Raw genomic sequence first — 17,631 nt, 5'->3', positions numbered from 1 at the left:
TCACAGCTCCGAAGGAGCCCCACGTGACACATATCGACGTCCCTTTCAATTCCGAGTTCGGGATCGACAACCTCCCGTACGGCATCTTTTCGACCGGTACGACCGACAAGCGCGTCGGAGTCCGGCTCGGCAACAACGTCGTCGACCTCGTGCAAGCTTTGCACGACGACGTGTTCGACCACGCGTCTCTCAACCCCTTCATGGCTCAGGGCCGCGCGCGCTGGATCGAGGTCCGCACCACGCTCACCGAGGCCGTCACGACAGACTCCGTCCCAACCGACGCAATTCACCCGCTCGACACCGTCACGATGCACATGCCGTTCGACGTGGCCGATTACGTGGACTTCTACGCCTCGGAACATCACGCCACCAATCTCGGTCGTCTGTTTCGTCCCGACGCAGAACCGTTGCTGCCCAACTGGAAACACCTTCCGGTCGGATACCACGGTCGCTCAGGTACCGTCGTCGTCTCCGGAACGGACATCGCGCGACCGAACGGTCAACGCAAGGCGCCCGATCAGGCGATGCCGTCCTTCGGGCCGAGCACTCGACTCGACATCGAGGCAGAGATGGGCTTCGTCGTCGGAATCCCGTCGAACGGCCCGATCACACCGGACCGATTCGCAGAACACGTTTTCGGTGCCGTAGTCGTCAACGACTGGTCGGCCCGCGACATCCAAGCCTGGGAATACGTGCCCCTCGGCCCCAATCTCGGCAAGAGCTTCGCGACGTCGATCTCGCCGTGGGTAGTGCCGCTGCTCGCCCTCGAGTCAGCGCGAACCATCACCCCGATCCAAGAGCCGCAACCCCTCGAATATCTGCGTGAAACTCAGTCCTGGGCACTCGATATCGACCTGACCGTCTCCTGGAACGGCCACGACGTCTCGTACCCGCCGTACCGCGAGATGTACTGGTCACCCGCTCAGATGCTCGCTCACCAGACCATCAACGGAGCCACCTCGCGCACCGGTGATCTGTTCGCGTCGGGAACGATCTCCGGGCCGGAGAAGCACCAGCGCGGGGCGTTCATCGAACTGACCTGGGGCGGAGCGGAACCCGCGATACTGGGCGACGAGACTCGAACTTTCCTCGAAGACGGCGATGAGGTAGTCATCGCTGCCAACGCACCAGGACCGAACGGCACCCGCATCGGTTTCGGCGACGTCCGCGGCCGCATCGTCCCGGCAAAGAACGACTAACGCAACAGCCGACCCAATTGTGCCGCCGCGGCGACCACCGCTGCGCCGAGGCGCTTTTCGTCGTCGATCTCGAAGACGGACGCGCCGAGACTTGCCAGCGCATCACCGCGGCGGCCTGGAATCACCGCTGACACACCACCTACAGACGGAATGACCTCACCCTGGGTGACCGCATAGCCGACGGCGCGGGCCCGGGTCACTTCTGCGCGCTCGCCTTCCACCTCGGGCAGAGCGGCGAGCATTGCAAGTCCGGCGGATCCGCGGTCGATAGGATCCACCTGTCCGCCGCGAAAGGCGACGTGTACCTTCGCGCCGCGGGGTTCGACGACCATCAAAGCTCGCACCTCGTGGTCGTTCTCGCGTACGACGAGATGCACCGTCGCACCCAGCTGATCAGCGAGCTCCTCCAACACCGGACGCGCCACGGTTCGGAGATCTTGCTCGACGGGCTCGGCAAGCGCTACGAGTCCTGCCCCGAGTGCAATTCGTTTGAAGTCGTCCCGACGGCACAGGTGATGCGCCTCCAGGGTCCGCACCAGTCGGTGCGCGACAGTGCGATGCACGCCGATGCCTTCGGCGATCTCGGTTATGGACAGTCCGTTCGGATACTCGGCCAGAAGCTCCAGAACCACCAGGCCGTGATGAAGGGTTTTCGACATGCCCGAATCGAGCTGAACTGCATCTTTACCCGAGAAACCATGAGTCACTTGTCGCCCCTGTTGACGTTTGTGAGGTGGACCACCTACAGTTCGATATGTATCGCACACTGCGTGCGATTATCGCACACCTCCCGGGCCACCGCAAGCTCTGCTCCGGTCAGCCCGATCGAGAGACTTTTTCGCAAGGAGAGATTTCATGACCACCACCAATCCTGGACGCGTCGTAGACCGCACGATGACCGCGGTCTACCCGGAACTCGCGGGCAAGGTCGCCGTCATCACCGGTGCCGCGCGCGGAATGGGCTCGGTGTTCGCCAAAGGTCTTGCGGCTCGCGGTGTGAACGTCATCGGCGCCGACATCAACGACGCGCAGATGAAGGAAACAGCCGAGCAGCTGAACCGCGAGCTGGCCACCGACAAGCTCGTCGCCCAGCCCGGAAAGGTCGTCGGCGCGCGCATCGACGTCACCGTCGCCGACGATCACGAAGCCCTGGCGCAGACCGCTCTTTCAGAGTTCGGCCGAATCGACTTCTGGATCAACAACGCGGGCATCTTCCCGTTCGCCCTTGCTGCCGACATCACGCCGGAGCAGATCAATGCGACGCTGAGCGTCAACGTAGAGGGAGTCCTGTTCGGTTCTCAGGCAGCAGGCAGGCACGTGAGCGAGGGCGGCGCCATCGTCAACATGTCCTCGGTGTCCGCACTGCGTGTCCGCAAGGGCCGTGGCGCCTACTGCACCTCGAAGGCGGCCGTCGCACATCTGACGGAGTCCCTCGCTGTGGAATTCGGCGACATCGGCATTCGCGTCAACTCCATCGCACCCGGCTACATCGACACCGAGATGACCCGTTGGGTCCAAGAAGACCCCGAAGCCCTCGCAAAGGCGCTCGACGCCGTACCGCTGCACCGCCTCGGCGCACCCGAGGAGGTCTTCGGTCCACTCCTGTTCCTGTTGTCGGACAGCGCACGCTACGTGACCGGGCACAGCATCGCCGTCGACGGTGGCTCGCGCCATGTCTGACAACGATTACGACGTCGTGGTGATCGGTGGTGGCGGTGCAGGACTCGCGGCAGCTGTAACCGCAGCCGAGAACGGCGCGTCGGTGATTCTGTTCGAGGCGTTGAAGGAACTCGGCGGTTCGACGGCTCTGTCCGCCGGCCTGTTCACTGCGGCGGGGACGTCCGTCCAGCGCGGTCTCGGCATCGAGGACAGCGCCGAGAAGTACTTCCAGCACTACATGGACCTGAACCAGTGGATGCTGGAGCCCGGACTCGTTCGCGCGTTCTGCGAGAACGCCGGACCGACACTCGAATGGCTCATCGAGCTCGGTGTCGAGATTCCCGTCAGGGTCTCCGGCAACGCTCATCAGCCGGGGCTGAGTCAGGCGGGAGTCGAAGACGTATGGCGCGGACACGTACCGAAGGATCAGGGATACGGACTGGTGCAGGTTCTCGACGCCGCTCGCCGTAAGCACGGCATCGACGTCGTCCTCGATACCCGCGTTCAGTCCCTGCTCTCCGAGAACGGACGCGTCGTCGGTGTCGTCGCCGACGACGTCGAGCTCAGTGCAGGCGCTGTCGTCGTCGCGTCGGGAGGCTTCGCTCAGGACCCGACGTTCGTCGATCGCCACTATCCCGTCACGAACAAGGCAGGCGACTCGCTGTTCGTCGTTGCCGCCGAAGGCAGTCGCGGTGACCATCTTCGCTTCGCCGAGGCGGTGGACGCGTCGATCACCGGTGACGGATGGGGCCTGATGCTTCCCACTGTCTACTTCCAGCGGTACCACCACTGGCAGTCCGGATTCCCGCCGAAGTCACGCATCTACGTCAACGCCGCAGGACGACGATTCATGGACGAGGACGCTTCCTACGCCGTCTCTACCGGCATCATCGATCACCAGGGCGGTTCGGCGTGGATCGTCTTCGACGAGAACGCACGGGTGAATCTGCCCGTGGGGTATGCGGATTGGGCAGCCGATCGTGTCACCGAGGAGGCCGACGCCGGCCGCACCCTGCGGGCCGACACCCTCGATCAGCTTGCCGACCTGATGCAGGTCCCCGTGACGGCCTTGAACGCTACCGTCGCGCGATGGAATGCGAACCTGCCGCGCGGCGAGGACCCCGACTTCCTGCGTCATCGGACGTTGTCGAACAAGGGGAGCACCGAGAATCCCGACCCGGTCGACCAGGGCCCGTTCTACGCAGCACGGATCCTCCCCGCGGAACTGGTCTGCACACACGCAGGACTGCAGATCGACCGGAACTCGGCCGTACTGAACACCGACGGCGTTCCGATTCCCGGACTCTATGCCGCCGGTGAGGCAGGTGCCGGTGTTCTCGGCCTGCGCTACGTGGGCGGCGGTAACGCAGTAGCCAACGCGTTGACGATGGGTCGCATCGCCGGCCGAAACGCCGCGCACGCAACAGCGAGCGCCGAGGCGCTGGCGATCTGACCTCTCCACTCCCCTACCCTTGACCACTGAGGAACAATGATGACTACCAACGAGAGCGCCGTGCACTCCGAGCCCGGCCGCGAGGCCGATGAGTCGACCACGGTGAAGCAATCCCCCTTGACGGTGATACGCGCCGCCGTCGTCGGAACCGTCGTCGAGTACTACGATTTCGGCATCTACGGCTACATGGCCACGACCATTGCAGCCCTGTTCTTCGTATCGGAAGATCCCACCGCCGCGTTGCTCGGAACCTTCGCGGCATTCGCTGTTGCCTTCTTCCTTCGCGTTCCCGGTGGAATCTTCTTCGGACACATCGGTGACAAGTACGGACGAAAGAACGCGCTGTCCTGGACCATCCTGCTGATGGTCATCGCGACAGCCGGAATCGGACTGCTGCCGACGTACGTCACCCTCGGAGTGTGGGCGACCTCGGTCCTGGTGCTGTGTCGATGCCTTCAAGGATTCGCCGCAGGCGGCGAACTCGGCGGAGCGAACGCCTTCGTCTCGGAATCCGCACCGACTCGGTGGCGTGCGACTCAGACCTCGATTGTCAACACCGGCACCTACATCGGTTCGTTGTTGGCGTCACTGTGCGCACTGGCGCTGAACACCGTCTTCACCGAGGACCAGGTCCTGTCGTGGGCGTGGCGAATCCCATTCCTGCTCAGCCTCGTCATCGGCGGAGTCGGCATCTGGATCCGTAGCAAGCTCGACGACACACCGGAGTTCAAGGAGCTCGAGGACAAGGGCGAGACCAAGAAGCTGCCCATCTCGGAGCTCCTGAGCACCTCCCGCGGAAGCGTCGTCAAGATCATTTTTCTCGGCGCACTCATCACCGGCGGCTACTACATCGCTTCGGTCTACGCGGCGACGTACCTCAGGACCGAAGGCGGCCAGACTGCCCAGGCAGCATTCCTCTCCACCTCCCTGGCCCTGGTCCTGGGCGTCATCACCCTTCCGATCGCGGGCTTCATGGCCGACAAGTACGGTCGCAAGCCGGTGCTGTTCGGCGGCAGCTTCGCATCCATCGTCCTCGGCGTGCCGATGTTCATGATGATGGCGGGCGGCAGTTTGTGGCAGGCCGTCGTCGGCCAGTCCGTCCTGTTCATCGCGGTCTCGGTGGTCAACGGCGCTTCGTACGTCACCTACGTCGAGATGCTCAAGACATCGGTGCGCTACAGCGGTCTCGCACTCGGAAACAACACCACCAACATGCTCCTCGGTGGTACCGCGCCGTTCATCGCGACGTGGCTGATCTCGATGACCGGCAACGCACTGGCTCCGGCCGGTTACTTCGTGTTCTGCGCCATCCTCACGTTCGTCACGGTCTTCTTCGTCGCCGAGACCAAGGGCACCGAGCTGAAGACCGGATAGGGAACGCAGACATGAGTTTTCAAGGAAAAGTCGTTCTCGTGACCGGCGCGGGCAGCGGTATGGGCAAAGTCGAATCGCAGTTGCTCGCGCAGCGCGGCGCGAAGGTGTGGGTCACCGACATCTCGTCCACCTCGGCCCAACAGGTGGCGGGAGAGATCGTCGCCGACGGTGGCCTCGCAGAGTTTCACGCTCTCGATGTGACGTCGCCGGACTCCTGGCAGCAACTCGTGGAACGCATCGAAGACGTGGACGGCGGCTTGGACGGACTCGTCAACAATGCAGGCGTCAGCCACCGAGCGGGGATCGTCGAGACGACCGTCGAAGATTGGCACCGCGTCATGGACATCAATCTGAGTTCGGTGTTCTACGGCATGAAGTTCTGCGCGTCCTTGCTCGTGCGAGGAGGTGGGTCCATCGTCAACGTCTCGTCCATCGCCGGCATGCTCGGCTACTTCGCGGCCGGATACGGCGCCAGCAAGTGGGGGGTACGTGGTCTGTCGAAGGTCGGTGCACTCGAATTCGCCGAGCACGATGTCCGCGTCAATTCGATCCATCCCGGCCTTGTCGACACCCCACTGCTGCACTCGGGCTCTTCGGAGTTCGTCGACACCAGCCTGAAGTCCGTTCCAGCAGGTCGTGTCGCCGACTCGGAGGAGATCGCCGAGTCCGTCGCATTCCTGTTGTCCGACGCCGCTCGCTACATCACCGGGACCGAGATAGTCGTCGACGGTGGCTTGACGTCCGGCGGGATCTACCACCGAATCACCCGCGAGCTGAAGGGATGATCGTCGCAGTCATCCGCCAAGCATGAGATCGATCCGAGTATGGGCCGCAGCATGTCGCTGCGGCCCATACTCGTCCTCGTTCGATCATGCGACGGAGGTGGCGTACACGTGAGTGCAGATGTGCTGATTGCCGGAGCGGGACCGATCGGGCTGACCGCGGCGATAGAGCTGCGCAGGCGAGGTATCGACTGCCGCATCGTCGATTCCGCGTCGACTCCGCCGCAGTACGCGAAAGCCGTTGGTATTCAGCCGCGCACGCTGGAGGTGTTCGAGAACATGGGCGTTTCCGGTGCGATCCTCGATGCTTCGGTGCCGATGCGGGGTCAGATCGCGTTCGACGGAGGTGTCGAGGTCGGCCGAATCGAGCTGACGTTGCCGCCGGATGTTCCGTATTGGTTCGCCGGACTCCCCCAGTACGAAACCGAACGCATTCTCGCCGAGCATCTCGCCGGGCTGGGGACTGTGGTCGAGCGGGGCGTCGGGCTGGCGTCGTTCGAGCAGGACGGGCAGCGCGTCGCTGCGACCCTGACCGACGGATCGACGGCGGACGTGCAGTACTTGATCGGCTGCGACGGGGCCCACAGCGCGGTGCGCAAGCAGCTGGGACTGACGTTCGAGGGTGGGGCGTTCGCGGAGGGCTACATGCTGGGCGACATCGAGGTCGACTGGTCGCTACCACCGGGATACGGGGTCAGGAGCTCACACCGGACCGAGGACGGAACCGTCGACGATCTGCTGGTGGCGATCCCACTTCCCGGCCACGGTCGTTACCGGATGTCGATGTTCGTGCCGGAGGAGCTCACGGCCGCGCCCAGTGCCGGCGACGGCATCGTGCACGGCTTCACCGGTGGGCCGGCGCCCGAACTCCACCACATCCAGGCGGTGTTGAACCGGTTGTCGCCCGAACCGACGACGGCACGGAATCTGCGGTGGTCTTCCGTGTTCAAGATCAGCCACCGCATCGTCGACGTGTACGGCAGGGGACGCGTCTTCGTCGCCGGGGACGCTGCGCACATTCATCCTCCGACCGGCGCTCAGGGCATGAACACCGGCATTCAGGACGCGCACAATCTGGCGTGGAAGGTAGCCCTCTCGGTGCGGGGCATCGCCGCGGACGGCCTGACGGACACCTACGACGCGGAGCGCAGGCCTGTCGGTGAGGACGTCGTCGGGATGACCGTCCGCAGCGCCCGCGAGGGCATCGGCGCCGGTGAGAACTCCTTCGAGACGGCGATGCGTCGGCAAGCGCAGTTGTTGATCTCCTACCCGCCGGGTCCCCTCGTGTCGGCAGTCGACGACGCGTCGACCGCGGTGCAACCGGGAGAACGCGCTCCGGATGCTCGGGAGTTGCGTCGGGACATCGTCGCGTTCTCCTTCCGGTTGTTCGATCTGTTCGCCGGGGTGTCGCACACGCTGCTGCTGTGGTCGGACGTCTCGGGGGGCTCGGGGGGCTCGGGGGGCTGGGTGGCGGAGTACGAGGAACTGGCAGCTGACGCCGTCTCTGCGGCACACGGCCTGCTCGACGCCTACCTGGTGGTCGCCGAGCGGGTCGACTCGACGTTGCCGGTGATCGTCGACGCGCAGGGGCAGTTTCGCGACGCGTATTCGATTGCCGGTCCCGAGGTGTTCGTCGTGCGGCCCGACGGGTACCTGGGCCACCGGGGATCTCCCGATACCGCGGCGGTCGTCGGCTATCTGAAAGGCACCTTCGCCTGAGATCGATGACTTCGCACGCCGGCGCGGGTCTTCATAGGTACGAAGCACAGTTCTCCTGACGAACGGACACCTCATGGCCATCGAACACGTACTCGCCGTCGTACCGGTGACGGACATCGACGCAGCCGAATCGTGGTACTCGTCGTTCTTCGGGGCGCCTGCCACCAACAACCCGATGCCGACCCTCGTCGAATGGAAGGTGACCGATGTCGGGTGGGTGCAGGTCACCGTCGACGACGTACGCGCAGGCACCGGTCTGCTGAATTTCGGGATCGACGATCTCGACGCTCACCGCGCGGAACTCGCACTCCGAGGTATCGACGCCGGTGACGTCGTCGACGCGAACAAAGGCGTTCGGTTGTCGACGGTTCTCGACCCCGACGGCAACACCATCACCCTCATCGGCGGGTTCCGGGTCGACTACTGAACCCGGGCGCACGTTCGAGGTCGAATCAACTGGGAGTAATCTCCAGTAAGTGATGCCGCTCCTGACCAGTCGACGCTACGTCGACCTGCGCCTACAAGCGAGCTCTCTCTGTCTGTGACCGAGTCGTCTCGGCGTCGCATTCTCTGATTCGAAGGGCTTCTCCGCCCTCACCTCTTTTCCTGTCGAAAGGCATCTTCATGTCTGCGCCCAGTACTACGCGCGCGTCCCGCATACCCACGTGGGCAAAATCCTTCGGGCCTCAGATCGTCGCCGGGTTGATCCTCGGCGTCGTTCTCGGTCTCATCGCACGATCGATGCCCGACGCGGCCGACGGTAACGAGAACTGGCTGGTCGGCACCGTCGCCACCATCGGGTCGAGTTACGTCAAGCTGCTCACCGTCGCAGTCGTGCCGCTGGTGTTCACCGCCATCGTGTCCTCGATCGCGAATCTTCGCCAGGTAGCCAACGCTGCCCGGTTGGCGGTCCAGACTTTGTTGTGGTTCGCGATCACCGCGTTCATCGCCGTGATCATCGGAATCGTCATCGGTCTGGTCGCTCAACCGGGTTCACGCACCGGCGTCGAAGCGACGTCCGCGAAGGACCCGAGCAGTGTCGGTTCCTGGTGGTCGTTTCTGACCGGGCTGGTACCGAACAACTTCTTCGCGCTCGGGTCGAAGACATCGGTCACCACCGAAGCTGCCGGTGACGGAATCGCCAGCACAGCAACCACTTCGCTGAGCTTCAACATTCTCCAGCTTCTCGTGATCGCGGTCGCCATCGGCATCGCGGCGTTGAAGATCGGCGAGAAAGCGGAGCCGTTCCTGAACTTCAACGCATCGTTGCTCGCGATCGTGCAGAAGGTGTTGTGGTGGATCATCCGGCTCGCTCCCATCGGCACGGCCGCACTCATCGCGAACGCGGTCGCGACCTACGGGTGGGATGCGATCGGTTCCCTCGGCGTGTTCACCGTCGCCATCTACGTCGGCCTGGCCATCGTCTTCTTCGTCGTGTACCCCGTCATCGTTCGTGCGCACGGACTTTCGGTTCGCCAGTTCTTCTCCGGCGTGTGGCCCGCCACGCAGCTGGGCTTCGTCTCGCGCTCGTCGATCGGCACGCTGCCCCTCACCGAGCGCGTCACCGAACGCAATCTCGGTGTGCCGCGTGAGTACGCATCCTTCGCAGTACCGCTGGGCGCCACCACCAAGATGGACGGTTGCGCGGCAATCTATCCCGCCATCGCCGCCATCTTCGTCGCCCAGTTCTACGGCGTCTCCCTCACGTTCACCGACTACCTGTTGATCGTCGTGGTCTCCGTCATCGGATCCGCCGCGACCGCGGGAACCACCGGTGCGACGGTGATGTTGACTCTGACACTGTCGACGCTCGGATTGCCACTCGCCGGCGTCGGATTGCTGCTGGCGGTCGAGCCGATCGTCGACATGGGCCGCACGGCCGTCAACGTGACCGGACAGGCGCTCGTCCCGGCGATCGTCGCCAAGCGCGAGGGCATCCTCGACGAAGCCCGGTACAACAGCCCGCGTAACGGCGACCCGTTCAGCGACGACGACGTCACGCCGCCGACGGACCGCCAGCCGCAGCTGTCGTCCTAGTGACAATGGCTGCGGCGGTGCGCCGAGCGCGCCGTCGCAGCCATTAAACTAGGCGCTCATGGGATCCAAAGGACCGGCAAGCCGGGGGCAGAAGCGCGCAGCGAAAACGAAGGCGCGTGCCCGACGGCAACAATCCGCAGGCTCCGCTGCCCGCACATCCACGATCTCCCATGCCCTGCTGGAACATTTCCACTCCTGGCTCACCGATCGCGACATGGGTGAGCACGCCGACCGCGTGGTCAGCCTGGTGAAGACGACGCTGGGTCAGGTCGACCGGGCCAACCCGGGATTCGTCGTGACCTCCTGGACTCCGAACGACGCCCACTTCATCGTCGACGCCGTCGAGCGGATCGAGGACTCCGATCCGGACAACGGTGCTGCCGCAGCAACGAACATCGTCGTGACGCTGCTCGAATTCCTCACCTTCCTCGACGAGACCGACGCATGGACCGGTAGCGACGAGGACTTCGCGCACTGCATGGAAGACCTCACCGACTTCATCGACAACGATCCGGACGTCCTCGCCCCGGACGACATCGAGTTGCCGCTCGTCGCGCCGGCCGACGAGTCGGCAGCACTGGCCGCACTTCCCGTCGTGGCCGGTGTCGCAGCCTTGGTCGACCGGGTGGGATCCGGCGCCTCGGTGAACGACATTCCCGAACTGTCGACGGCGCTGTCCGAGGAAGGCGAGCACGACCACTCGGACCACGAACCGCAGCCCGAGAACATCACGGCCCTCGACCACTGGGCAGTCGCCTTCGCCACCGACATTCTGGAGACGGACGGCACCCGGGTCGTGCCGGGCTCGGCGGTGGACAGTTTCTCCTCGCGATCCGTCGACGTGCTTCGAGACGTCCTCACCCAGCACATCCGCCACCAACTCAGCATGAGCGAGACCGACGTCTCGATGTCCCTGTCGAACACCTTTGCCATCCAGACCTTGCTCGCGGCGATGACCGAGGACCTGCCCCTCGACAACGCGGACGAGGACTACGAGGGCCTCGAAGGCGAGGACCTGCGGACGGCGCAGTTGATCGACTACCGGATCCGCGCCTTGCAGGAGCAAACCGTGCTGGTCTCCGCCGACGACGCATTGACGGTTCCCGAGGCACTGCGACCTGCCGTTCTTGCGGGTGTGTCGCTGGCGGAACCGTTCGGAGATCAGGATCCGGACGACCTGTAACGAACTACGCGGTACGTACGACATGGTGCTCGGAATACAGCACATGGCCCCGTGAAACAGTCCGCGGCAGCCGGATTCTCGCTTCGAGCCCCACCGTCGTACGACAAAGCGATCCGTCGACATGATCGATCGGCCGTCTCGACTGGTCACGGTGCTCACGCGCCACTTCTCCAGCACTCGAGGACTCCCCCCATGACCGATCCTTTCGCCCAGCCCTACGTCTTCCCCGGCGCTGAACGACCCGAGCGACCCCGACCGTTGATCGGCCGGATCATCGCGTGGTGCGCCGCAGTACTCGGCGCGCTGGTCCTCCTCGCGTCCATCGCGGACTTCTCGCTCCCCGGCATCGTGTTCGGACTGTGTGTCGCCGCGGCTGGTGCGCTGTACTTGATCGTCAAGCCCTCCCATGGCCGAGTCGTCTGGGCAACTCCTGCCTTGGCAGCCATTCCCGCGCTCGTCGCCGTCGGCATCGTTGCTCCCACAGCACACTCCGAGGACGTACCCGCCCCGGCGGCGTTCGCTGCACCGGCTATCGCCGAGGTGTCCCCGACGACGACCCGCCCGACGACCACACGACCGACGACGACCACTCCCACGGCCACGGTCGCGCCGACTACCACTGCACCGACGACCACCCTCGCGCCGGCTCCCGAGACCGTCACCGTCTATGCGCCTCCGCCCACCACTACCGTGCCGTACGTTCCCGAGCCCGCACCGGTCTACATCGCCGAGCCCGAGCCGGAGTACGTGCCACCGGCCCCCGCGGCAGCGGCGGTTCCGTCGTACGTCTCCTACGCCAACTGCGCCGCGGTTCGGGCTGCCGGTGCCGCACCGATCTACGCAGGCGATCCCGGCTACAGCTCCAAACTCGATCGTGACGGCGACGGCGTCGGCTGCGAGAACTGAGCTCGCCGAACTTGTCGGACCCCACCGATACAGTTCTTGTCGCAGGCCGATTCGGCTGCCGCGCAAGCAATGACGTCAGTGGCAAGGGGTGCGCAGTGAACGACAGAAACTTCGATCTCATCGACTTCATCGAGGGTGCGTGGCGCACCTACCAGGCGGATCTCGCCGCGTTCGTCGCGGAGATGCCCGACGGTGAGGAACTGACGTTGAGTGCGGAGTCTGGGGTGGACCGGACAGACGGGGACTCGCCGTGGATCCGAGTGTCCTCGGGTCCGGATGGAGAGATTGTGTCGGACGCTGCGCTAGGAAGCTACCTCTACGACGGGATCGAGCCGCCGGTGGGCGACGACGAGAAGCTCCGCGAACTGGGGTGGGCCACGCCGGGTGAACGAGACGTCTTCGGAGTGAAAAGCTGCTCCCTGCAGTGCAACCGCACCGACGGGGCTGATCTCGCGGAGCGAATCGTCACTGCGTTCCGGTCCGTCTGGCACGTCACCCACCCGGCGTTCCTGTCCGCAGACGCGGAGGGCGGCAGCGGACGCCAGTTTCGCACCGCCGCCGATCCTCGCCGCACCGATTCCACCGCACTGGTACCGCTGGACATCGATCATCTTCGCGCTCTCATGATCGACACCCTTCGCGCAGCCGGTATCGACATCTCACAGGAAGACAACGGCGACATAGCAATCGGTGAATTCGCATTACCGGTCCACGTGTGTCTCGGTCCGGACGCCACGGCCGTCCGACTGCACGCTCCTCTCGTGACCGGTATTCGGCACTCCACTGCTCTGTCACGCAAGATGGCCTGGCTCGGCACACGATGGAAGGAGATCAACTTCGTCGTTGCGGGTGGGCAGTTGTTCGCAGGTGTCGACGTCACGACGCGCACCTTCGTCCCTCGGCACCTCACTGCCGCCATCTATTCGCTCGGTCTGTTCGTGGACCGCATCAACACCGGGTTCGCGTCCGAGCTGGGCGGCGCTGTGTTCGATCCGGACCACACACATCCCGATGCTCTTGCACAGGTCACCTGGTCCGACGACAGTGGAACGCTCGGCACTCTGCGGGCCGCGTGCGAGCTGACGGGCGGTCCCGTGGACACGGCGACCGTCGATGCATTGTGCCGTCGCCAGGACCTGGCCGAACTCACCGAGCGCGCACTGTGGTCGGCCGAGCGCTTTCGTGGGCACGCCCACCGGCTGGGCGACGAACGCCGTCTCCGGGCCGCGGTCCTGTGCGACAAGTTCGCGGCAGCCTGGGAGGACGTCGCTGCGAGCCTGAAGCGCGCCGCCCGGCCTGCACCTGCTCCGGTTTCCCGCGGCGAACAGACCCAGTTGTTTCTCCAGTTCGACCAGCCCTCGTTGTTCGATGTCCGAGTGGATAACTCACCAGCGCGCTAACAGCAGTAGGTGCGCTAACATCGACGAATGACCGAGGGCGCGGGCACGACACTGACGGATTACCCACGTCCGTCGGTAGCCGTCGACGTCGCAGTGCTGACCGTGCACGAGTCCGCCTTGTTCGTGGTCACCGTCGACTCACCTCGTGGCCTTGCACTGCCCGGTACCTTCCTTCATCCCGGTGAACGCCTGTCCGATGCAGCGCATCGAGTGCTGCAATCGAAGGCCGGTATCACGGCACTGCAGTTTCACCAGATCGGCATGTTCGACGCCCCCGACCGCGACGACCGCGGTTGGGTCCTGTCGATGGCGCACGGCGCTGCAGTTCCGTACGGCTCGCTACCCATCGGTGTGAAAGTGGTTCGCATCGAGGATGATCGGCCATCACAGCCGTTGGCGTTCGACCACAGCGACATGGTCGTTCTCGCCGTCGAGGACCTGCGCCGGCGGTATGCGTCGAACATCGATCCGTCGCTTCTGCTCGGTGAGGAGTTCACGCTGCTCGAGCTGAAGCAGTTGTACGAGGTGGTGTTCGGGAATCGATTCCCGAAGGACACGTTCAGACGCCACGTGTCACCGGCCCTCGACGGGACCGGTGCGACGTCCGTCGCGGCGGGTGGCCGTCCGGCAGAACTGTATCGACGGAAGGTCGGCGCGGTCCTGCCGGAAACGGCGTCCGCGCTGTTGCGGTCCTAGCCGCAGGATGCGGCCTGTCCGCTGAATCAGCCCAGCAGACGCGTCGTCGTTCGCGCAATGCTGTCGCTGAAGGCGACGAGCGTCACCACGTCCACGGACGTTCGAGCGCCCGTGACGGCGGCGACCTGCTGCGCTACTGCATCGTCCACCGGCCATCCGTACGACCCGCCCGACACGAGCGGAAACGCCACCGTCGACGCGCCGAGCGAATCTGCGACGGCCAAACTGCGCACGTATGCCGATCGCAGGATTGCCGATCGATCCTCGTGTGCCGAATACCGTGGTCCGACAGTGTGAATCACCCACCGAGACGGCAATCGGCCTCCGGTGGTCGCGACGGCAGCGCCCGCGGCCAAGCCGTCGGGCAGGCTCGTGCGGCGCAGCTCCTTGCACGCTGCGAGGATGTCGGGCCCTCCTGCTCGGTGGATCGCGCCGTCGACACCCCCTCCTCCCAGAAGCGTCGAATTGGCCGCGTTGACGATCGCGTCGACCCGTAGCGTGGTGATGTCGCCGCGAACGACGTCGATGATGGCCATGTCAGACCCCTCCTGTTAGTTCGGCGGCAAGCGTGAGGAGATCCCCGCCCGTCAGGTTCGGGTACCCGTGCAGCATCATCTGCCACTTCTCCGGAACAGCCGATGCACCCCAACGGGCTCCGACGAGTCCTCCGGCGATCGCCGCAGTGGTGTCGGTGTCACCGCCCGCGAGAACACAGAGCTCGAGCGTTCTCACCAGGTGTTTCGGTCCTACCTGCTCGGCTTTCGTTACTGCCCACCATGCCGTCTGCAGCGCGTGGACGACCCACCCGTTGTTCGGGAAGTCCGTCGGGCTCCCGTTCTCGGCCTCGTCGAGCAGTGGCGCCCAGAAGTCGGCCGCGTGTCCGGCGACGTCCAGCCATCCGCGCACGCCGTCGAAGTCTCCGTGCCGGACGGCGTGTGCGATCGCGAACGTCCAGAGCTGGCACGCCTCGCCTGCCCGCGGATCGGAATGCGTGAGTTCACTGATCGATCGGGCTGCGTTCATCAGGTCGTCGGTGGTGTCGTTCAGGTACGCGAGCGCGACGGGGGCCGTGCGCATCAGCGAACCGTTTCCTCCCGTGCGGCCGGTGAGAGCTCCCGCTCGACGTGTCATGTCCGCGGCGGATTCGCTTCGGTACCCGAGTACCGACCGCGTCTGATGTCCGATGTCGGCCGGATCGGTGTCGTACCAGGCGACGAAATTGGCGGCCACGGCATCGAGTCCGGCGCCCTCTCCTGGTTTCGCATCGCGGGCTGCGAGGGCCACTGCAACAGCCATGGATGTGTCGTCGGTCCACTCACCTGGTGCCCAGTCGAACGGGCCGCCGCCGATCATGTCGACGACTGTGCCCGGTGCTGGATGGGTGAACTCGTAGCCGGCACCGAGGGCATCCCCCGTTGCCGTACCGATTAGCACTCCGGCTGCGCGATCGCTTCGACCGGTATTCGATGTCACTGCCGAATCTCCTTAGCTCGTTTGTGCGCTTAGATTAGCGCATATTTGAGCTAAACTGCAACAGCTCACCCGATCCTCGCGAGACCACCCGCCAGCAGGTCCCGCGCTCTCGTCCACCGACGAGCAGTTGCGCACGAACCAGCCAACGACGACGCGCGCGAGATCCGGTACGCCCGGCGGCGTCGAGCAGCGTCGTACCTACGCAGAGCGCCGGCGACCGTCTCCTCCTCGACGAGGGAAGAGGCCAGAGCGACCGCATCCAGCAGGGACTCACACGCACCACGGCCCAGATTGGGCGCCATTGCGTGCGCGGCGTCACCGACGAGCGCGACATTGCCACGCACCCACGACTTCATCGACGGGATCATCGCGAGCTCACGGAAATCGCTGCGCTGCTGATCGATTCGCGCAACCACGTCGGACACACCGCCGTGCCACGACGCGAAATGCTCCGCCATCGACTCACCCTCGCCCAGCTTCGTTCGCCTCACAGACGCGAACCAATTCGTGCGACGGCTGTCGTGGGGCGTCGTTCCGAACAGCTTGCCTCGGCCCCACGTCTCCGTCATGGACACACATGGGCCGTCGACGGTCCCCCGCCACGCAACAGCGCCCAACGGAATCGGCGTCCCCTCGGGCCCGAAGACTTCCGACCGGATGGCGCTGTTGATCCCGTCGGCGGCGATGATCACGTCGCACTCGGACACGTCGGACAACACCTCGACCCGGCGGCCGAACTCCACGACACCTGTCGGACTCGCCGCAGCCAACGCTTCCAGAAGATCCGGTCGAGGAACGAGACGAGCTGAATGCTTCGCGCCCAGACGAGCGATGCACGAACCGTCAGGGCGTAGAAATCGCGCGCCGGTCACTTCGACCGACGCGGATCGAACAGCGTCGCCGACCCCGACTGCATCCAGGGCCCGCAGCGCTTCCGGCCACATCCCCAGAGCCGTACCACCCGCGGACACCTCGTCCGACTTCTCGAGCACACGGACGTCCCACCCCGCGCCGACCAGAATCGGCGCGGCGGCGAGTCCTGCAATTCCACCCCCGACGATCACCGCTGACTTCATGTTCCGGACACTACTACGATCGTAGTGCCCTGGCACTACTTTTATAGTGAGCCATGACCACCCAGCGTCGACACACCGCCGCAGCAGCTCTCGTACAGGTAGGCGAACACGGGCTCCACGGCCTCACGCATCGCAAGGTCGACGCTCGCGCAGGCGTGCCGGCGGGGACCACCTCGAACTACTTCCGCACTCGGTCCGCCTTGATCGCAGGCGTGCTCGAACATCTCGAAGAACTCGACCGGGAGGCGTGGGAGAACGCGTCCGCCACACCCCGACCTCGGTCTCGTGGGGAACTGACGGCAGCGCTGGTCGCATTCGTGGACGACGCGATCGGCCCGCGGCGAACGCATACGACCGCGCGATTCGCACTCTTCGCCGCAGCGGCCGCGGATCCCGAGTTGGCGACAAGGCTCGGCGCGATCCGCGCCCGGATCGTCGAGTGGGCAGAGAGCGTTCTGATCCACATCTCGACCGAGGACACGGCGTCGTGCGCCCGCGCGCTGTGCCACTACCTGGACGGCCTGATCCTTCACAAAATCGCCACTGCGACAAGTTCGAGCACCCTGTCACACACAGATTCCGTGGATATCGGCGTGGCCGTCGACCGAATAACTGCAGGTCGAACCCGTTCTTGAAAGTTACTCGCTAGTAAACTGGATTTTGCTGATACTACG

Annotated in this window: 17 protein-coding genes; 13 read left to right on the top strand and 4 right to left on the bottom strand. The window is 64.8% G+C overall.

Annotation, left to right across the window (positions count from 1 at the left end):
* Window positions 1-23 precede the first annotated feature (23 nt).
* Complete coding sequence (fahA, locus tag BH95_RS11900) at window positions 24-1,199, top strand: fumarylacetoacetase (RefSeq protein WP_037182316.1); 1,176 nt, start codon at window positions 24-26, stop codon at window positions 1,197-1,199.
* Here the strand turns inward: fahA and BH95_RS11895 are convergent.
* Window positions 1,196-1,858: an IclR family transcriptional regulator gene (locus tag BH95_RS11895; protein ID WP_052060039.1), complete on the bottom strand. Its 663-nt coding sequence runs from the start codon at window positions 1,856-1,858 to the stop codon at window positions 1,196-1,198. The two genes, fahA and BH95_RS11895, sit on opposite strands and share 4 nt — an antisense overlap.
* Window positions 1,859-2,054: 196 nt before the next feature.
* Between BH95_RS11895 and BH95_RS11890 the strand changes: the two genes are divergently transcribed.
* From BH95_RS11890 to BH95_RS11840, 11 genes are all read left to right on the top strand, one after another.
* Entirely contained in the window at window positions 2,055-2,879 is an 825-nt protein-coding gene (locus BH95_RS11890) for an SDR family NAD(P)-dependent oxidoreductase (protein WP_037138895.1), read from the top strand.
* Window positions 2,872-4,311 carry an FAD-dependent oxidoreductase gene (locus BH95_RS11885; protein WP_037182450.1) on the top strand — a complete coding sequence of 480 codons (1,440 nt, stop codon included), beginning with the start codon at window positions 2,872-2,874 and terminating at the stop codon, window positions 4,309-4,311. The genes BH95_RS11890 and BH95_RS11885 overlap by 8 nt, the downstream gene beginning before the upstream one ends.
* 39 nt (window positions 4,312-4,350) lie before the next feature.
* The gene (locus BH95_RS11880; RefSeq protein ID WP_371828319.1) at window positions 4,351-5,685 is read left to right on the top strand and encodes an MFS transporter; all 1,335 of its coding nucleotides are present in this window, start codon (window positions 4,351-4,353) and stop codon (window positions 5,683-5,685) included.
* 11 nt (window positions 5,686-5,696) lie between these two features.
* Window positions 5,697-6,470: an SDR family NAD(P)-dependent oxidoreductase gene (locus BH95_RS11875; RefSeq protein WP_033187819.1), complete on the top strand. Its 774-nt coding sequence runs from the start codon at window positions 5,697-5,699 to the stop codon at window positions 6,468-6,470.
* Between the two features lie 51 nt (window positions 6,471-6,521).
* Window positions 6,522-8,186, top strand: a complete 1,665-nt coding sequence (locus BH95_RS11870) for an FAD-dependent monooxygenase (RefSeq protein WP_371828318.1) — start codon at window positions 6,522-6,524, stop codon at window positions 8,184-8,186.
* A gap of 73 nt (window positions 8,187-8,259) precedes the next feature.
* The gene (locus BH95_RS11865; protein ID WP_037182314.1) at window positions 8,260-8,613 is read left to right on the top strand and encodes a VOC family protein; all 354 of its coding nucleotides are present in this window, start codon (window positions 8,260-8,262) and stop codon (window positions 8,611-8,613) included.
* 197 nt (window positions 8,614-8,810) lie between these two features.
* A complete protein-coding gene (locus BH95_RS11860) occupies window positions 8,811-10,223 on the top strand; it encodes a dicarboxylate/amino acid:cation symporter (RefSeq protein WP_020113013.1) in 1,413 nt (470 codons plus the stop codon).
* 58 nt (window positions 10,224-10,281) lie between these two features.
* A complete protein-coding gene (locus tag BH95_RS11855; protein WP_230595473.1) occupies window positions 10,282-11,406 on the top strand; it encodes a hypothetical protein in 1,125 nt (374 codons plus the stop codon).
* A gap of 192 nt (window positions 11,407-11,598) precedes the next feature.
* Window positions 11,599-12,312, top strand: coding sequence for an excalibur calcium-binding domain-containing protein (locus tag BH95_RS30005; protein ID WP_037160188.1), 714 nt, complete (start codon window positions 11,599-11,601; stop codon window positions 12,310-12,312).
* Between the two features lie 95 nt (window positions 12,313-12,407).
* Window positions 12,408-13,712 (top strand): T3SS (YopN, CesT) and YbjN peptide-binding chaperone 1, encoded by a 1,305-nt coding sequence (locus BH95_RS11845; RefSeq protein ID WP_037182307.1) that lies wholly within the window; start codon window positions 12,408-12,410, stop codon window positions 13,710-13,712.
* A 27-nt stretch (window positions 13,713-13,739) separates the two neighbouring features.
* Window positions 13,740-14,408 carry an NUDIX hydrolase gene (locus BH95_RS11840; protein WP_019666691.1) on the top strand — a complete coding sequence of 223 codons (669 nt, stop codon included), beginning with the start codon at window positions 13,740-13,742 and terminating at the stop codon, window positions 14,406-14,408.
* A 26-nt stretch (window positions 14,409-14,434) separates the two neighbouring features.
* On the opposite strand, the gene BH95_RS11835 is transcribed toward BH95_RS11840, so the two are convergent.
* The 3 genes from BH95_RS11835 to BH95_RS11825 form a co-directional block, all read right to left on the bottom strand.
* Window positions 14,435-14,944, bottom strand: a complete 510-nt coding sequence (locus tag BH95_RS11835) for an O-acetyl-ADP-ribose deacetylase (protein WP_020113008.1) — start codon at window positions 14,942-14,944, stop codon at window positions 14,435-14,437.
* A gap of 1 nt (window position 14,945) precedes the next feature.
* Window positions 14,946-15,881, bottom strand: a complete 936-nt coding sequence (locus BH95_RS11830; RefSeq protein ID WP_037138888.1) for an ADP-ribosylglycohydrolase family protein — start codon at window positions 15,879-15,881, stop codon at window positions 14,946-14,948.
* A 65-nt stretch (window positions 15,882-15,946) separates the two neighbouring features.
* Complete coding sequence (locus tag BH95_RS11825; protein ID WP_037182305.1) at window positions 15,947-16,957, bottom strand: FAD-dependent monooxygenase; 1,011 nt, start codon at window positions 16,955-16,957, stop codon at window positions 15,947-15,949.
* Window positions 16,958-17,010: 53 nt separating this feature from the next.
* Between BH95_RS11825 and BH95_RS11820 the strand changes: the two genes are divergently transcribed.
* Window positions 17,011-17,592, top strand: coding sequence for a TetR/AcrR family transcriptional regulator (locus BH95_RS11820; protein ID WP_019666695.1), 582 nt, complete (start codon window positions 17,011-17,013; stop codon window positions 17,590-17,592).
* The last annotated feature ends 39 nt before the right edge of the window (window positions 17,593-17,631 follow it).

The sequence above is a fragment of the Rhodococcoides fascians A44A genome (genome assembly GCF_000760735.1).
Taxonomy (GTDB): domain Bacteria; phylum Actinomycetota; class Actinomycetes; order Mycobacteriales; family Mycobacteriaceae; genus Rhodococcoides; species Rhodococcoides fascians_E.
This window is presented reverse-complemented; position numbering and strand designations above follow the sequence as displayed.